The organism is Yinghuangia sp. ASG 101 (assembly GCF_021165735.1).
In the GTDB taxonomy this organism is placed as follows: Bacteria; Actinomycetota; Actinomycetes; order Streptomycetales; family Streptomycetaceae; genus Yinghuangia.
Window position 1 is genome coordinate 620000 of the sequence record NZ_CP088911.1, and the last position, 17266, is coordinate 637265.

Annotated in this window: 16 protein-coding genes; 7 read left to right on the top strand and 9 right to left on the bottom strand. The window is 70.6% G+C overall.

What is annotated here, in order from left to right; genetic code table 11:
• Positions 1 to 6: 6 nt before the first annotated feature.
• On the bottom strand, positions 7 to 1281 hold the full coding sequence (locus LO772_RS02370; protein WP_231776635.1) for a cytochrome P450: 1275 nt from the start codon (positions 1279 to 1281) through the stop codon (positions 7 to 9).
• Between the two features lie 103 nt (positions 1282 to 1384).
• Between LO772_RS02370 and LO772_RS02375 the strand changes: the two genes are divergently transcribed.
• Positions 1385 to 2041, top strand: a complete 657-nt coding sequence (locus tag LO772_RS02375) for a TetR/AcrR family transcriptional regulator (RefSeq protein ID WP_231776636.1) — start codon at positions 1385 to 1387, stop codon at positions 2039 to 2041.
• Positions 2042 to 2165: 124 nt separating this feature from the next.
• On the opposite strand, the gene LO772_RS02380 is transcribed toward LO772_RS02375, so the two are convergent.
• Entirely contained in the window at positions 2166 to 2843 is a 678-nt protein-coding gene (locus tag LO772_RS02380; protein ID WP_231776637.1) for a TetR/AcrR family transcriptional regulator, read from the bottom strand.
• Positions 2844 to 2919: 76 nt separating this feature from the next.
• Here LO772_RS02380 and LO772_RS02385 point away from each other — a divergent pair, with 76 nt between their 5' ends.
• From LO772_RS02385 to LO772_RS02415, 6 genes are all read left to right on the top strand, one after another.
• Positions 2920 to 4269, top strand: a complete 1350-nt coding sequence (locus LO772_RS02385; RefSeq protein WP_231776638.1) for a hypothetical protein — start codon at positions 2920 to 2922, stop codon at positions 4267 to 4269.
• The gene (locus LO772_RS02390; protein WP_231776639.1) at positions 4266 to 5693 is read left to right on the top strand and encodes an acyl-CoA reductase; all 1428 of its coding nucleotides are present in this window, start codon (positions 4266 to 4268) and stop codon (positions 5691 to 5693) included. The genes LO772_RS02385 and LO772_RS02390 overlap by 4 nt, the downstream gene beginning before the upstream one ends.
• A gap of 386 nt (positions 5694 to 6079) precedes the next feature.
• Positions 6080 to 6916: a mycofactocin-coupled SDR family oxidoreductase gene (locus LO772_RS02395; RefSeq protein ID WP_231776640.1), complete on the top strand. Its 837-nt coding sequence runs from the start codon at positions 6080 to 6082 to the stop codon at positions 6914 to 6916.
• A 293-nt stretch (positions 6917 to 7209) separates the two neighbouring features.
• Positions 7210 to 8046, top strand: coding sequence for a mycofactocin-coupled SDR family oxidoreductase (locus LO772_RS02400; RefSeq protein WP_231776641.1), 837 nt, complete (start codon positions 7210 to 7212; stop codon positions 8044 to 8046).
• A 229-nt stretch (positions 8047 to 8275) separates the two neighbouring features.
• Complete coding sequence (locus LO772_RS02405) at positions 8276 to 9478, top strand: cytochrome P450 (RefSeq protein WP_231776642.1); 1203 nt, start codon at positions 8276 to 8278, stop codon at positions 9476 to 9478.
• A 197-nt stretch (positions 9479 to 9675) separates the two neighbouring features.
• Entirely contained in the window at positions 9676 to 10506 is an 831-nt protein-coding gene (locus LO772_RS02415) for an SDR family oxidoreductase (RefSeq protein WP_269453151.1), read from the top strand.
• Between the two features lie 131 nt (positions 10507 to 10637).
• Here the strand turns inward: LO772_RS02415 and LO772_RS02420 are convergent, their stop codons facing one another.
• The 7 genes from LO772_RS02420 to LO772_RS02450 form a co-directional block, all read right to left on the bottom strand.
• Positions 10638 to 11072, bottom strand: coding sequence for a nitroreductase family deazaflavin-dependent oxidoreductase (locus tag LO772_RS02420; protein ID WP_231776643.1), 435 nt, complete (start codon positions 11070 to 11072; stop codon positions 10638 to 10640).
• Positions 11069 to 12325 (bottom strand): cytochrome P450, encoded by a 1257-nt coding sequence (locus LO772_RS02425; protein WP_231776644.1) that lies wholly within the window; start codon positions 12323 to 12325, stop codon positions 11069 to 11071. The genes LO772_RS02420 and LO772_RS02425 overlap by 4 nt, the downstream gene beginning before the upstream one ends.
• Before the next feature lie 5 nt (positions 12326 to 12330).
• Positions 12331 to 13131: an SDR family NAD(P)-dependent oxidoreductase gene (locus LO772_RS02430; protein WP_231776645.1), complete on the bottom strand. Its 801-nt coding sequence runs from the start codon at positions 13129 to 13131 to the stop codon at positions 12331 to 12333.
• A gap of 5 nt (positions 13132 to 13136) precedes the next feature.
• Complete coding sequence (locus tag LO772_RS02435) at positions 13137 to 13352, bottom strand: ferredoxin (RefSeq protein ID WP_231776646.1); 216 nt, start codon at positions 13350 to 13352, stop codon at positions 13137 to 13139.
• Positions 13345 to 14553 (bottom strand): amidohydrolase family protein, encoded by a 1209-nt coding sequence (locus tag LO772_RS02440; protein WP_231776647.1) that lies wholly within the window; start codon positions 14551 to 14553, stop codon positions 13345 to 13347. Before LO772_RS02440 ends, LO772_RS02435 begins: the two co-directional genes overlap by 8 nt.
• A 193-nt stretch (positions 14554 to 14746) precedes the next feature.
• Positions 14747 to 15376: an aldehyde dehydrogenase family protein gene (locus tag LO772_RS02445; RefSeq protein WP_231776648.1), complete on the bottom strand. Its 630-nt coding sequence runs from the start codon at positions 15374 to 15376 to the stop codon at positions 14747 to 14749.
• Positions 15377 to 15568: 192 nt separating this feature from the next.
• On the bottom strand, positions 15569 to 16777 hold the full coding sequence (locus LO772_RS02450) for a CaiB/BaiF CoA transferase family protein (protein ID WP_231776649.1): 1209 nt from the start codon (positions 16775 to 16777) through the stop codon (positions 15569 to 15571).
• Positions 16778 to 17266: the final 489 nt, after the last annotated feature.

Below are 17266 nucleotides of genomic sequence, written 5' to 3' on the forward strand. Positions count from 1 at the left end.
GGCGGGTCAGCCGGCCGGGGTGAACTCGAGGTGGAGTTCGGCCAGTCCGCGCAGGATGTACAGCGGCTCGTAGGTGAACTCCCGTGCGTCCGCGGGGCCGTGGTGTGCCTCGGAGATCCGGATGTCGGCCGTCCGGTCGAGGAAGCATTCGAGGGTCACCTTCGCCTCGACGCGGGCGAGCGGCCCACCGGGGCACGAGTGGTTGCCCCGGCCGAAGGCGATGTGCTCGCGGACGTTGGGGCGGTCGATGCGCAGCTCGGCGGGGTCGGGGAACCGCCGCGGGTCGCGGTTCGCGGCGCCGGGGTGGATCATCACCGAGGTGCCGGCGGGGATCCGGACGCCGCCCACCTCGGTGGTCTTGCGTGCCATCCGGAAGTCGCTCATCGTCGGGCTCTCCAGCCGCAGCACTTCCTCGATGAACATCGGGATGAGGCTGCGGTCGGCGCGCAACGCGGCCTGGATGTCCGGGTTTTCGGCGACGATGCGCAGGGCCGCGGTGATCAGGCGCCCGGTGGTGTCGCCGCCCGCGGCGAACAGGAAGGTGGACGTCCGGACGATCTCGTCGACCTCGGGCAGCGTCCCGTCGGGGTAGGTGGCCGTGGCGAGTTGGGTGAGCACGTCCTCGCGCGGCGCGGCGCGGCGGTCCTCGACGTAGGCGGCGAACCGCCCGTGCAGGTACTCCAGCGGGTTGTGCGACAGGACCTTCTCGCCGTCCTCGACCGACGGCAGCGACTTGCCCTGGTCGAGTTGTTCGCGGAACTCGGGGCGGTCCTCGTCCGGGACGCCGAGCAGGTCGGCGATGACCTCGTTGGAGAACGAGCCGACGTAGTCCCGGATGAGTTCGCACGTGCCGTTGGCGATGAACTCGTCCAGGTGCCGGTTCGCGATGTCCCACATCGCTTCCTCGTTGGCCTTGAGGCGGTTGGGGGTGAGCAGGCGGCGCAGGAGGCCGCGGCTGGCGCTGTGGTCGGCGCCGTCCATCGTCACCAGGAACTCGCTCATGGGCATGAGGCCGCGGTATTGCTCGATCAGGGCGTCGGCGTCGTCGCCCTCGACCTCGACCGGGAGCCCGGGGAAGGGTCCGCCCAGCGAGTTGCACGAGGAGAACGCGTCGGTGTCGCGGTAGATCTCGACGGCCTCGTCGTACCCGGTGACCTCCATGACGCCGGGGTGGCGGGCCGGGTGTACGGGACAGCGGGAGCGCAGCTCGTCGAAGTGCGGATACGGGTCGGTCACCACGGACAGGTCGGCGAAGAAGTCCCTGGGCTGGTAGTCGCTCATGTTCGGGTTCCGTTCGGTCCTCGACTCCGGCCTGTCGACGCCGGCCATCTGATTAAACAATTGTTTACACAGGGCTCGTCGGCCCGTCAAGGAGAATGAGCGCATGACCGCACCGGACCGCAGAGGCACCAGAAACCCGAAGACCCGCCAGTCGCTGCTCGACGTCACCGAGCGATTGATGTTGGACGAGGGGTACGCGGCCGTCGGCGTGCGGCGCGTCGCCCGCGAGGCCGGTGTGACCCCCGCACTGGTCCTGTACTACTTCCCGACACTCGACGACCTGTTCATCGCCATCCTGCGGCGGCGCACCGAGACGGAGTTGGCGCGGCAGGCGGAGATGGAGGCGTCCCCGTTCCCGCTGACCGACCTGTGGGAGGTCAACAGCCACCCCGACACCGCGCTCCTGGGCGAGTTCCTGGGGCTGGCCAACCACCGCCCGGCGTTCCGGGCCGAGTTGATCGCCCACGCCGAGCGCGACCGCCTGGCCCGGCTCGACGCCCTCAAGCAGAGGGTGGCCGAGGGAAACCTCGACATCGGCGACGCGCCGCCCATCGCGATCGTCGTCCTGACCGCGGCGATCGCACGGGCACTGGTCAACGAGAAGGGGCTGGGCCTGACCGTCGGGCACGAGGAGACGATGGCCTTCGTGCGGTCACTGCTGGCACAGTACGACGGCCCGCCGCAGAGCAGACGGGAGCACGGAGGCCCCGGCGCGGGGACGACGAACGCCGAGGCCGGGAGCGGCGAAGGCCCCGGCTGAGAGGCCGGTGGCGCCGAGGACACCGACACCGTCCGACCGCCCGGACGCGCCGTCGGCCCGACCGGCTCCGGAGGAGATCCGGTTCGTCGGCCGCGGCCCCGCGGACCCCGCGGGGCCGCGCCCCTCACCGCCCCCTCAGACCGTCGAGCAGCAGGCCGACGGTGAAGCGGATGTGCTTGTCCGCTTCGGCGTGCGTGGGCATTTGGCCGCGTTCGAGCGTGCGCATCAGGCCGCCGATGACCAGGGCCATGAACGCCGCGGCGGCGCGCCTGGTGCTGGTCGGGGGGATCTCCCCCGACGCGACGGCGCGGTCGAGGACGTCGGCGACGAAGTCGATGACCACCCGCGTGCTCTGCTCCGCGTTGGCGGTGAAGATCTCGGGGAAGCGGTAGCTCTCGGTGTTGATGATGCGTTGCAGGCGCAAGCCGTCGGGCGTCGTCAGTTGGCGCAGGCGCAGGCGGGCGACGGCGTCGAGGGTCTGGGCGAGGTCGCCGTTGTCCAGCTCGCGCAGCTTCTCCTCGGGGAGGATCTGGCGTTCGATCGCCCGTTGCACGGCGGCGGTGAACAGCGCCGTCTTGTGCGGATAGCGGGCGTAGATCGTGCGCCGGGTCATGCCGACCTCGGTCGCGACCATCTCGACGGTGACCAGGTTGTATCCGTGTTCGAGGAACAACTCCAACGCGACGTCGAGGAGTTCTCCGTCGCGTGCCTCCGCCTCGGCGCGGCTCGGCCGACCGGGCTTGCGGCGCTTGGCGGGGCCCGGCCCCGATCGCGACCGGGCCGAGATGGCCTCTTGCGGCATCGTTCCTCCCACGGCTAATAATGACACACCCGAATGGCCATTTTCCTCACGGCGACTCGTCCGGGAAGGACGCTCCATGAGCTCTGCCATCGACAAACTCATCCAACTGGCCGATGCGCCCGACCGCTTCGATTTCTCCTCCGCCGAACTGCGCGAGACGCAGATCACCGCCGTCAACGAACGATTCCAGGACCGCCGCGAGCGCATCAAGTTGCTCGCCCGCCGCGCCGACGAGGCCGGCGTCACCGAGATCCGGGGGCACGAGGACATCGTGCCGGTCCTGTTCCCGCACACCGCGTACAAGAGCTACCCCGAGAACTTCCTCGTCGAGCAGCGCTGGGACCGGCTCGCGAAGTGGCTGAGCAGCGTCACGCCGCACCCGGTCGGCCCGATCGACACGGACGGCGTCGACGGCATCGACGCCTGGATCGCCCGGCTGCAGGAGGCCGGGCACTACGTCACCTGTTCCAGCGGTACGACGGGAACCCCGGCGATGCTGCCGTCCTCGCAGAAGGACATCGACTGGTCCTGCGCGGACGTCGTCAACGTCTTCTCCTGGGGTTCGGGGGTGCGGCCAGAGCGGGACCGACGCATGTTCGGCCTCGGGCTGACCGCCTCCGCGGCGAAGAACGTCGCCATCGGCCGGGCCCTGTTCGCCGCCTTCATGGACCCCGCCAAAGAGCCCTTCGGGCTGCCGATCCCGCCGATCACCATCGGGTCGCTGACCTCGATGGTCGTACTCCGGAAGAAGGTCGCCGACGGCACCGCACGCCCCGAGGAGATCGCGGAGTTCGAGAAGACCTCGCGGGAACGGCAGGAGGCCGTCGACGCGGCGATGGTCGCGGGCGCCCAGGCGCTCATCGACCGCCGAGGGGAAAAGCTCTACATCTCGGGGATGTGGGGCCCGCTGCACCAACTCGCCACGATGGTCCGCGACATGGGCTACTCCGCGAAGGACTTCCACCCCGACAACTGCATCTACGTCGGCGGCGGCCTCAAGCGCGCGCAACTCCCGCCCGACTACCAGGAGTTCGTGTACGGGACGTTCAACATACCGGCCGACCGGGACTTCCAGATGTACGGCATGCAGGAGATCGGCTCCGGCATGCCCAAGTGCCAAAAGGGCAACAGGTACCACGTTCCGCCGTGGCTCGTCCCGCTGGTCCTCGACGAATCCGGCGACGCGCTGCTTCCCCACGAGAGCGGCGAAATCGAGGGCCGTGCCGCGTTCTTCGACCTGTCGCTCGACGGGCGCTGGGGCGGCGTCATCAGCGGCGACAGGATCAGCCTGTCGCTCGACCCCTGCGCCTGCGGCAACAAGGGTCCATCCATCCGCGACAACATCGCTCGCTACGCCGACATCAAGGGCGACGACAAGATCGCCTGCTCCGGCACCGTCGACGCCTACGTCAGGGGGATCTCGTGACCGCGACCGACACCGAGAAGACGACCGCCGCCCCGGCGATCGCGGCACCGTTCTTCCTGCGCGGCGAACTGGTCGAGGGCCAGGACGTCGTGCACCGCTCGCGCGACCTGGGAATAGCGTTCGCGACGCCGCGCATCCCGATGGACCGCGTCGTGCCGCCGCGCAGCGAGGTTCCGCCGCTGCTCAACGTGCCGCTGGACGAGATCATCGCGTTCCTGGTGGAGACCGGCGCGCGGCTGCGCGACCCCGGCAACGCGCACATCGCGGACTGCATCGACCGCATGGTGGCGACGCACGTGCTGCCGCGCGCGATGCTGGAGGCGCAGATCGAGGACGCGGCGTCCTATCTCGACGAGCGGGTGCTGCGGACCGTGGTCGAGCAGAACTTCCCCGACCCGAAGGCGCTCGACGAGTGGGTTCCCAAGCAGGACTTCACCGGCCGCAGGAGTTTCGTGCGCGCGTTCGCGCCCCGGCTGATCCACGTGCTGCCCGGCAACGCGCCGGGCGTGGTCGTGCGGTGCATCGCGCAGGCCGCGCTCGTCAAGGCGGTCAACCTGTTCAAGATGTCGTCCAGCGACCCCTTCGCCCCGGTGGCGATCCTGCGGACGATGGCCGACATCGACCCCGAGCACCCCGTCGTGCGGTCGATGGCGGCGGTGTACTGGCGCGGCGGTGACGACGCGGTGGAGCGCGTGCTGTACCGGCCGCAGTACTTCGACAAGATCGTGGCGTGGGGCGGCGGCGACGCGATCAACAACGTCATCAAGTACCTGGGCCCGGGCTTCCAGTTGGTGTCGTTCGACCCGAAGACGTCGATCTCGATGGTCGGCCGCGAGGCCTTCGCGAGTGAGGAATCCCTCGACGAGGCCGCCGAGTTGGCCGCGTCCGACGTCATGGTCCTCAACCAGGACGCGTGCGTCGCCAGCCGGTTCGTGTTCCTGGAGGCGAACGAGGCCGACGCGGACCGCTTCGCCAAGCGGTTGCAGGAGCGGATCGCCCGCCGGGCGCTGGCCTCCGGTGACATCCGTCCGCTCGACCACGAACTGCGCGAGAAGGTCGACACGTTGGCGATGCTCGACGACGAATTCGGCGTCTGGGGGCGGGGGGACGGCAAGGGCCTGGTGATCCGCTCGGACGAGCCGGTCGACTTCCACCCGGTCAACAAGACCGCCAACGTCGTCCGCGTCGACCGGCTGGACGACGCGATGCGGTACGTCAACGTCGCGACGCAGACCGTCGGCTTCTATCCCTTCGACCGCGTGGCCGACTACCGCGACCGGTTGGCGAGCGGCGGCGCGCAGCGCGTCGTGCACCTGGGCGAGGCGGGGCCCAGCACGATCGGCAACCCGCACGACGCGATGTACCCGCTGCACCGCTTCGTGCACTGGATGGCGCACGAGGACGGCGTGGCACCGCCGAGCTGAGGGCGTGCGCACGGCCGGGCGCCGCCGCCGGGAGGGCGGCGGCGTCGTGTGCCGCCGCCCCCGATCCCCGGCCACCGGCGCTCCGCTCCCGTCGAGCGCCGGACGGCCGAGGAGTTCACGGCCGTCGGGGGTGCGGCCGGGCATGGCCGCGTACCGCGTCCCCGGCGTACCACCGGATCGTAGGGCTCTTTTCGACGGGCCCTACGTGTGGGGTGAGTTGGCACTCTACCCACCGTTCATAAAACACTTGTTCAATCAGGGTAGCGCACGCACCTCGCCGCCGCCTCCGCCCCTCGGCCCGAAATCGATCAAGCGCCTTGACGGTCGGGTCGCGAGTGTCAAACATTCGTTCGGTCAAGCGCAGGCTCCGAGAAAGCGAGGCCACCATGGCGGGACGAGTCGAAGGCAAGGTCGCCTTCATCACGGGTGCGGCACGCGGGCAGGGCCGCGCGCACGCCCTCCGGTTGGCGCGGGAGGGCGCCGACATCATCGCGATCGACATCTGCAAGCAGATCGACACGATAGACATCGCGATGTCGACCCCGGACGACCTTGCCGAGACCGTCCGCCTGGTGGAGGCCACGGGCCGGCGCATCCACGCCGTCGAGGGCGACGTCCGCGACCACGCCGCGCTGAAGGCCGTGGTCGACGAGGGCGTACGCCGCTTCGGACGGCTCGACATCGTCGTCGCCAACGCGGGCGTCGCCAGCAGCGGCGACCTGCTCGACGCCATGGACGAGCGGCACTGGCGGGACATGATCGACGTCAACCTGACCGGCGCGTGGCTGACCACCAAGGTGGCGATCCCGCACCTCATCGCGGGCGGGCGCGGCGGATCCATCGTCCTGACCAGCTCGGTCGGCGGGCTGAGAAGCTACGAGCACATCGGCCACTACGTCACCGCGAAGCACGGCGTGGTCGGCCTCATGCGCACGCTCGCGATGGAGCTGGGGCGCCACAACATCCGCGTCAACACCGTCCACCCGACGCAGGCCAACACCCCCATCGCCATCAACGACGCCATCTTCCGGCTGTTCCGCCCCGACCTGGAGAACCCGACCGTGGACGACTTCGCGGTCGCGTCCCAGACCATGCACCTGCTGCCGACGCCGTGGGTCGAGCCCGAGGACGTCGCCAACGCCGTCCTGTTCCTCAGCTCCGACGAGGGCCGCTTCATCACCGGCGTGACCCTGCCCATCGACGCCGGCGCACTCCAGAAGTAGGCGGACGAGTCGAAGCGGCCGGATCGCGCGCCTCGGGCCCGGGCCCGATCCGGCCGCCGGCGGGGCGGGCCCGTGGCCCCGAACGCCGCCGGATCGCGGGCCCGAGGCGCCGGGCGCACGCCGGAACGCGCTCGCGCCCACGCGTCGGTCACGCACAGTTTCGGCCAATCGAGCGGAGCGTACCGCCCCCTCGGCACCTCCGCGCGAAATCGATCACGCACCCCTTGACGGCCGCGGCCTTGATGTTAAACATTTGTTCAGTCAAGTGCGGGCTGCGAGAAAGCGAGACGACCATGGCGGGACGAGTCGAAGGCAAGGTCGCCTTCATCACCGGTGCGGCACGCGGCCAAGGGCGCGCCCACGCCGTCCGGTTGGCGCAGGAGGGCGCCGACATCATCGCCATCGACATCTGCAAGCAGATCGACGGCGTCCAGATCGCCATGTCCACCCCCGACGACCTCGCGGAGACCGTCCGCCTGGTGGAGGCCACGGGCCGGCGCATCCACGCCGTCGAGGGCGACGTCCGCGACCACGCCGCGCTGAAGGCCGTGGTCGACGAGGGCGTACGCCGCTTCGGACGGCTCGACATCGTCGTCGGCAACGCCGGCATCGGCAGCAGCGGCGCCACCGTGGAGACCATGGAGGAGCAGCACTGGCGGGACACCATCGACGTCAACCTGACCGGCGTGTGGCTCACCACGAAGGTGGCGATCCCCCACATCATCGCGGGCGGGCGCGGCGGATCCATCGTCCTGACCAGCTCGGTCGGCGGCCTGGCCGGCTACCAGAACATCGGCCACTACATCGCCGCGAAGCACGGCGTGGTCGGCCTCATGCGCACCCTGGCCATGGAACTGGGCCAGCACAGCATCCGGGTCAACACGGTCCACCCCAGCCAGGTGAACACCCCGCTGGCGGTCAACGAGGCGACGTTCAAGCTGTTCCGCCCGGACCTGGAGAACCCGACCGTGGACGACTTCGCGGTGGTCTCGCAGAACATGCACCTGCTGCCGACGCCGTGGGTCGAGCCCGAGGACGTCGCCAACGCCGTCCTGTTCCTCAGCTCCGACGAGGGCCGCTTCATCACCGGCGTGACCCTGCCCATCGACGCCGGCGCACTCCAGAAGTAGCGACATGAACTCAGGGCGCGGCGGCCGGACTTCCCGAAGTCCGACCGCCGCGCCCTTGCTTCGCGGCACCGCCCCTTCGCGTTACACCCGCCCCCGGCTCCCCGGCCGCGAACCCGCGCACCCCGCACGGCGCCGGACGGGCCGAACCAACCACCCCTGACGCTTGAAATATCTAGATCTTTCGAGTACAACTTGGCACCCGGTGCTGTCCAGGGGAGCGGAGCAGGCGATGAATGTCGAGACGGTGTCACCGATCTACTACGACCCGTTCGACGTCGAGGTCGACCGCACGGTGCACGGCGTGTGGAAGCGGATGCGCGAGGAGCAACCGGTCTACTGGAACGAGCGGTACCGGTTCTACGCGCTGAGCCGCTTCCAGGACGTGTGGGACGCGTACCACGAGACGGCGACGTTCAGCTCCACCCACGGCGTGCAGTTGGAGACACTCGACGAGCCGATACCGTTCCCGTCCGTCATCTTCATGGACCCGCCCGAGCACGGCGTCATGCGCAAGCTGGTCAGCCGGGCCTTCACCCCGCGCCGGATCGCCGAGTTGCGGTCCTACGTCCGGACGCTCGTGGACGGCTACCTCGACCCGCTGGTCGGCGCGTCCGGCTTCGACTACATCACGCAATTCGGCGCCCTCGTCCCGCCGATGGTCATCGGGCACATGCTCGGCATCCCCGAGGACGAACGCGACATGGTCCGCCACTGGTTCGACGACATCCTGCACCGCGAGGACGGCCAGACCGAGGCGACCAACCCCACGTCGCTCGACGCCATGCTGAACATGCACGCGTACGCGACCAAGCTGATCGAGGAGCGCAAGCGGCGGCCCGGCGACGACATGATCAGCACCCTCGTCGCCGCGGAGATCGACGAGGACGGTACCTCGCGTCAGCTCACCGACGACGAAGTGGCGCTGTTCGTCCTGCTGTTGGCGGGCGCCGGGGTCGAGACCGTCGCCCGGCTGCTGAGCTGGGCGGGCGTGACGCTGGCCCGCAACCCCGACCAGCGGCGGCTCCTCGTGGAGGACCCCTCGCTGGTCTCCAACGCGATCGAGGAGATCCTGCGCTACGAGGCCCCCTCCCCCGTCAACGGGCGCTTCACCCTGCGCGACTTCTCCGCACACGGCATCGACATCCCGGCCGGCTCCAAGGTGCTGCTGCTCAACGGCAGCGCCAACCGCGACCCGCGCGAGTTCACCGACCCGGACAAGTTCGACGTACGCCGCGATATCCAGCGGCACATCACGTTCGGCTTCGGCCCGCACTTCTGCCTGGGCGCGGCCCTCGCCCGCCTGGAGGGCCAGGTGGCCATCGCGGGCACCCTCGCCCGGTTCCCGGAGTGGGAGATCGACGAGTCGGAACTCGTCCCGGTCCAGACCAGCACCGTGCGCGGCTACTCCTCGGTCCCGTTCCACCTCGGATAGCCCGGTCGTCGGTCTCCCGTCGAACGGGCCGTGACCGACCCGCCGACGCCAACGGGCCCGCCGGGTCGGGGCGTGCGGCCGAGGCCGGCAGCACACATCCACCCGGATGCGGCCTCGGACGAAGGACCGACTCTCCCCACCAGCACCACGCGGTCGCCGAATCCCGGCCGCGAAACCGACGATACGAAGGCGGCCATGTGACGCGCGACAGTGTTTCGGACGGCGGGGCCCAGGGCCGTGGTACGCGGGACGGCCGTCCTCTGCGGGTGATCGTGGTGGGCGCCTCCAGCGGCATCGGCCGCAGCATCGCCTTGGGCCTTGCCGCCGAAGGGGCGCATGTCGCCCTGCTCGCCCGGCGGTTGGACCGGCTCAAGGCCGCGGCGGAGGAAGCCGGCGAGCACGCCGTCCCGCTCGCGTGCGACGTCACCGACGCCGCCTCGTGTTCGGCCGCGGTGACCGAGGCCGCCGACGCCCTCGGGGGTGTCGACGGCCTCGTGTTCGCCACCGCCGCGTGGGCGGCGGCCCCGGTCGAGGAGACCGACGCGGAGACGTGGGGACGCCTGTTCGCGACCAACGTGACCGGCGCGGCGCTGGTCACCTCCGCCGCGCTGCCGCACCTGGCCGCGTCGGGCGGCGCGGCGGTGTATCTGTCCTCGATCAGCGCGTCGATGGGACCGCCCTGGCCCTACATAGGCGCGTACGCCACCAGCAAGGCCGCGCTCGACAAGCTCGTCGAGGTCTGGCAGGTGGAACACCCCGACGTCGGCTTCACCCGCCTGACGATCGGCGACTGCCTCGGCGGCGAGGGCGACTCCGCCACCGGCATCGTCTCCGGCGCCGACCCGGACATGCTCAACCGGGCGGTCGGCAAGTGGGTCGAACTCGGGTACGTCACCGGGCACTTCATCGACGTCGACCAGGTGCTGGACGCCGCGTCGTCGGTACTCCGCCTCGGACGTTCCGCCACCATCGCCGCGATGACCGTCGTCCCGCGCATCCCGGCGCCGCCGGCCGAGGCGGGCGACTGAGACCGTCCGGCCCGGCACCACCGCGGCGGGTGGCCCGACCGCCGCGGTGGTGCCGCGGGTCCCGCGGCGGTGGCCCGCAACGTCCGCACGGGGCCCGAAAGCCCCCGACCGCGAAGGCCTTCGGGCCATCGTCACACCGGCGTCACCACCACGACGGGGATGTGCCGTTCGGTCCGTGCCACATAGGTGTCGTAGTTCGGCCAGACGTCGGTCAGGATCCTCCACAGGCGCGGCCTCTCCTCGTCCGAGGCCGTCCGTGCCACGGCCTTGGTGCGCCGCTCGCGGACCTGGATCTCGACCGCGGGCTCCGCGGTCAGGTTGTGGTACCAGTTCGGGTGCACCGGGGCGCCGCCCTGGGACGCCACGACGAGGAAGTCGTCGCCGTCCCGCGCGAAGATCAGCGCCGACGTGCGCGGTTCGCCCGAGCGGCGTCCCTTCGTGGTGAGCAGCAGGGTCGGGACGCCGTTCCACAGGTAGCCGACCTCGCCGTCGGTCTCGCGGTAGCGGCGGACGTGTTCGGCCCCGACCAGGGCCAAGTCCGGTGCGGTGTAGCCGGGTTCACTCATCGGTCACTCTCTGGTCCGAAGACGACGGGGATCTCGGTGACGCCGCGCTCGTACATGCCGATGAACGCGGGCGGCGCCTTGTCGGGGTCCGCCCGAAGGCCGGGGAGCCGGTCGAGCAGCGCTCCGACGCCGGTGTTGATCTCCGCGCGGGCGACGTGCATGCCGAGGCAGATGTGCGAGCCGCCGCCGAAGGCGAACGACGCCTTCATCGGCCGCGTGTGGTCGAACTCGTCCGGGCGCTCCCAGCGGTCCGGGTCGCGGTTGGCCGCGCCCAGGCACAGGTGCAGGACGGATCCGGCGGGCAGGTGGACGCCGTGGAAGTCGATGTCCCGGGTCACGTGCCGCGAGAACATCGGGTCCGTGGGCATCCAGCGCAGCGCCTCCTCGATGACCGGGCGCAGCAACGCCCGGTCGGCGTGCACCGCGCGCAGCAGCTCCGGCCGTTGCAGGAGCGTGGTCAGGACGATGCCCATCTGCTTCCACGTCGTACCGGAGCCCGCCAGCAGCAGAAGCAGCGCGAACGAGTAGATCTCCGGGTCGGACAGCCGGTGCGTGGTGCCGTCCTCGTCCTTGAGTTCGGCCTCGACGAGCACACTGATCAGGTCGTCGGCGGGCGCCGCGCGGCGGGCCGCGACGATCGGCGCGAGCATTTCGACGACCTTCGGCGGGTCCATCAGGGCCTCGCGGATGTCCAGGGCCCGGTCGACCGGGACGCCGAAGCTGCCGGTGATGGTCAGGACGGGGATCGCGGCGCAGAAGTCGGTGTTCAGCTCGGCGCGGCCGTCGGCGGCGAACCCGTCGATGAGCAACTGGACCGTCTCCTCGATCCAGTTGGTGATCCACCACCGGGCCCGCGCCGGGACGAACGACGGCTGCACGAGCGCGCGGTAGCGCCGGTGCCGGGTGCCGCCCATCGCGAGCATGCTGTTGTCGACGTTGATCGCGTCGCCGTCGACCTGTTCGGGCGACGACGCGAACACCTCGGCGTTGCGGAACGCCTCGTCGCACGCGGCGTAGGTGAACGCGGAGAAGTGCGGGCGGTCCGGGAAGGGCAGCCCTTGGAACGTCGCGTCGCCCGGGTAGCCGGTCAGTTCGTGGACCGTGCCCTCGTGCACCGGCGCCCGTTCGCGCAGTTCGCGCCAGATCGGGTACGGGTCGTCGGTGAAGTCGCCGCCGCTTTTGGCGTTGTAGCTGCTGCGCAGGTCGAACAGCTCCCGGATGCGGGCGCGTTCCAGGCCGTGGGTCGTGGTCATGTCACTCATCTCGCCACGTACCCGCCGTCGACGGGAAGGAGGACTCCGGTGATGTTGGCGGCCCGGTCGGAGACCAGGTAGACGGCCGCCTCGGCGCAGTCCTCCGCGGTGATCACGCGCCCCAGGGGGTGCGACGCGGCGACGCGTCCGACGCTCTCCTCCGCGGTCGCGAGCCGCGGGTCCATCCCCTCCATGGCCCCGATGAAGTTCGTGTACGGCATCCCGGCCGGGCAGATGGCGTTGGTGCGGATGCCGTGCGGGGCGCCTTCGATCGCGACGGCGCGCGTCAGTTGGTGGACGCCGCCCTTGGTCATCCCGTACACCGTGCCGCCCCAGCCGACGAGGCCGGCCACCGAGCCGGTGTTGAGGATGACCCCGCCGCCGCCCTGGCGCTTGAAGCGGATGACGGCGTGCTTGCAGCCCAGGAAGACGCTGCGCAGGTTGACCGAGGTCAGCCGCTCGAAGTCGTCGACCGTGTGGTCTTCGAGCAGGGCGCCGGCCCTGGGCGTCGGGATGCCCACGTTGTTGAACACGATGTCGAGGCGGCCGAAGCGGTCGACGGCGGTGTCGAGTGCCGCGGCGACGTCCGCGTCCGCCGAGACGTCGCAGCGCACGGCGACCGCCGCGCCACCCGCCTTGACCGCCAACTCCGCTGTCTCCTCGGCGTGTTCGAGGTCGATGTCGGCGCACACCACGCGGGCGCCCTCCGCCGCGAAGCGGAGCGCCGACGCGCGGCCCACGCCGGACGCGGATCCGGTCACCACCGCGTTCCTGCCCGCGAGCACGCCGTTCTCGGTACGCACCATCCTGGTCACTCCTCTGTCTCTCGCGCCGTGAGGCGCAGCGCGCCGGTGGGGCATGCCTCCACGGCGGTGGCGATGTCCTCGGCCGGGTCGCCGCCCGGGTCGGCGACGAACGCCACGGCCTCGTCGTCGTGTGCGAAGGTGTGCGGCGCGTGCAGGACGCAGACGCCGCTCCCGATGCACGCCTCCCGGTCGACGACCACGCGGCCGTCGGTGTCAGGCAAGGCTCTTCACCGGCGGCTCGGCCGGGGTGAACCGGTACAGGCGTTCGGCGTTGCCGCGGAGGATCTTGTACTGCGTCTCCTCCGGCAGGTGGCTGATGCGGTTCCGCACCACCGTGATGGAGTCGGGCCACGTGGTGTCCGAGTGCGGGTAGTCCGTCTCGCACATGATGTTGTCCTCGGGGATCTCGCCGAGGCTGGCGATGCCGTGGGCGTCGTCGATGAAGCACCCGAAGACGTGGTCGCGGAACGTGGCGCGCAGGTCGAGCGCGTCCAGGTCGATCGAGCCGCTGCCGGCGTGGTCCATGAAGGTCTGGCCCTTCTGGACCCAGAAACGCTGCTTGTCGAGCACCTGCTCAGCGCGTTCGAGGAAGTACGGGATCCAGCCGACCTCGCCCTCGGAGAGCGCGATCTTCAGGTTGGGGTAGCGCTGGAACATCCCGCTGAACAACCACGACAGCATCGTCCCCGAGGTGCGCGTGGCGCCCCAGGCGAGGTTGGCCATGAACGGCGCGTCCGAGCAGATCTGCGGCAGTTGGGACGACGAGCCGACGTGCATCGACGCGACCATCCGCAGGTCGTTGGCCGCGGCCATGACCGGCTCCCAGTAACCGTCCTTGTCGTGGATGGTGGGCAGCCCGAGCGGTTCGGGGTTCTCCGAGAACGCGAAGGTGGTGGCACCCTTCTCGGCGCAGCGCTCCATCTCCTTGACGGCCAACCGCGGATCCCACATCGGGATGAGGATCAGCGGGATGTAGCGGCCGGGCGCGGCCCCGCACCACTCCTCGATCATCCAGTCGTTGTACGCCTTCAGGCACACGAGCCCGAACTCGCGGTCGCTCGCCTCCATGAAGAGCTGGCCGCAGAACCGCGTGATCGTCGGGAAGCACAGGGACGCCAGGATGCCGGCGCGGTCCATGTCCTCCAGGCGGGCGCGGGCGTCGTAGCAGCCGGGCCGCATCTGGCTGTACGGCAGCGGCTCGGGGCTGAACTCCTCCTTGGCCTTGCCGACGACGGCGCTCAGGCCGGAGCTGGGGAACTTCTTGCCGTCGTAGACCCAGAAGTCCATGCCGTTCTCGTCGTACTCCATGTGCGGGGCACGGTCGCGGTCCTTCTTGGCGACGCGGTCGATCCAGACGTTGGGCGGTTCGAGCACGTGGTCGTCGACCGAGATCAACCAGTCCAGGGACAGGGCGGACGTCATGGTCGCTCCAATCGTTTCGTTGCTGCGGTGTGGTGCCGCGGTGCCGTGTTGTTCCGTGTTGATCCGTGTTGTTCCGTGTCGATCTGTGTTGTTCCGTGTCGATCTGTGTTGATCCGTATGGTGCCGTGCGGATCCATGTGTCCTGGTTCCGTCCGTGCTCCGCGCCGCCGGGCGGGGCTTTCCCGGGCGCCGGTCAGGCCGTCCGGCGCGGATCGCCGATCGACACGTGCTTGACCTCCTGGAAGGCGCGGATGCCGTCGGGGCCGCGCTCGCGGCCGAGGCCGCTCTGCTTGTAGCCGCCGCTCGGGGCGTACGCGCTGAACATCCCGGTGTTGACGTTGACCGCCCCCGTACGCAGGCGGCGGGCGACCGCGACCGCGGCGGCGATGTCGTCGCCGTGGACCTGGCCGGACAGCCCGTAGTCGCTGTCGTTGGCGATGCGTACGGCGTCGTCGATGTCGCGGTAGCCGATGACCCCGATCACCGGGCCGAAGATCTCGTGGCGCGCGGCCGGGTTGTCGTTGTCGGGGAGGTCGAGCACCGTCGGCTCGAAGTAGTACCCGCGGGGGAGACCGGCGGGGCGGTTTCCGCCGAAGGCCACCGTGCCGCCGGCGTCAACCGCCATGGCGACGAACCGCTCGCAGCGCTCGCGCTGGGCGGCGCTGATCACCGGGCCCATCGTGGTGGCCGGGTCGTCGGGTGAGCCGACGACGAGACCCGCGTACGCACGTGTCACCGCCTCGACGACCTCGGCCTTGCGGTCCTGGGGGACGAGCATGCGGGTCGCGGCGACGCAGGCCTGCCCGGCGGTCGCGGCGACCACGGCGACGGCGCCCGCTCACCGGCACGAACGTGTAGGCGGCGTCTCCGGCTCCGCAGTGCGGGCAGATCGGGCCCGGCGGCATCGTCACATTGCCGCAGAGCGAGCCGCGCGCGACCGTGAGAACGTGCCGGGCCGCCGCGTCCCAGAAGGGCGCGGACCGCGCGTCCGGGGTCGGGAGGACTCGCGCCGCCGTCACAACACTGCTCCGGCGTCCTTGAGTTCGATGATCCGCTCCCACGTGTATCCGGCTTCCAGCAGCACGGCCTCGGTGTGCTCGCCGTGCTCGGGGGCGCGGCGCAACGGCGGCGGGCGCTCGTCGATCTGTACGACGCCGGTCGGCAGCGCGTACGTGAGCCCGTCCTCGTCGACCTCGCCGATGTAGTCGTTGGCGATCACCTGGGGGTCGGTGAGCAGTTCCTCGACGGCCTGCACGGGCGCCCAGGGTGCGTCGAACCCGGCGAGCAGTTCCTTCCACTCCGCGAACGTCCGGGCGGCGAACTCGGTTTGCAGTTCGGCGACGCAGGCCTTGCGGTTCTCGCGGCGCGCGGCCAGGTCGGCGAACCTGGGGTCGGCGGCGAGGTCGTCGCGCCCGATCAGGCGGCAGAAGCCCGGCCAGTAGCGGTCGGCTTGCAGGAACACCAGTTGGATGTGGCGCCCGTCCCGGGTGCGGTACGAGCCGACGAGGGGGTTGACGTACGCGTCGTCGGACGCGGCGGCGCGCGGGAGTTGGCCCTGCAGGGCCGACAGCACGTCCGACGACAGGGTGCCGATGGCGGTGGCGAGCAGCGAGACGTCGACGACGCCGCCCCGGCCGGTGCGCTCGCGGCGCAGCAGGGCCGCCGCGGTGCCGAACGCGAGGGCCATGGCGCCGTTGCGGTCGCCCATCGCGCCGCGCTGGCCGATCGGTTGGTCGCGGTCGGGGGGTGTCAGCACGTGGGCCATGCCGCCTTGGGCCCAGAACGCGGACGAGTCGTAGCCGGGGCTGTCGGCCCGCGGGCCGCGGACGCCGAAGCCGTGGCCTCGGGCGTAGACGAGCCGGGGGTGCCGCGCGGTCAGGGTCTCGGCGTCGAGCCCGAGGCGTTCGAGCGCGCCCGGCCGGAAGTTGGTGAGGAAGACGTCGGCCGTCTCCAGCAGCGCGGCGAGGATGTCGCGGCCCTGCTCGCTCCGCAGGTCGATCGCGATGGACCGCTTGCCGCGGTTCGCGAGGGCCAGCGACAGGTTGACTCCCCCGCTGTCCGTGCCGATGCCCTGCGTGGCGAGGCCGCGGTACGGGTCGCCCTCGGGGCGCTCGACCCGGACGACGTCCGCGCCCCAGTCGGCGAGGATCGCGCCGGCCACCGGGACGAATACCCATTGGGCCAGTTCGACGACCCGCACGCCGTCGAAGGCGCCTTCGTACACAGGACCTCCTGATGAGCTTGGGCGGGGACCGCGCGGATGCCGACCGGTGCCCCGAAGTGCGTGGTGCGGCCGGGAGTTCGCGTGCCCGCGGCCGGGGTGGACGCCGGTCCGCCGGTGGGACGGCGGTTCCGATCGCGGCTGCCACCACCTCCGCCATCACCCACGACTGCTAGTATTCAAGCGGTACAAGTGAAATCGTAGCAGCGCTTCTTGGCGTTCGCCAGAGGTCGCCGGATCTCTTTCGGCAAGACCCGCGCGCCGACAAACATCTAGAGGGAAGGCCTCCTCTCCCCGGGAAACCACCCGGCGCCGCCACCGCAGGCGCGCGTTCGCGGCAATTCCGTACGCCCACCGATCTCGGCGGCGGCGTTCACGGTCATCAGCTGGTGGGCGGACGGCAACGCGTCGCTGCGCGCCTTCAACGACACGGCCCAACCGTCGGGGTCGCTTCGCGACGCCGTCGATCCATGGCATCCCAGAAGCGGGGAT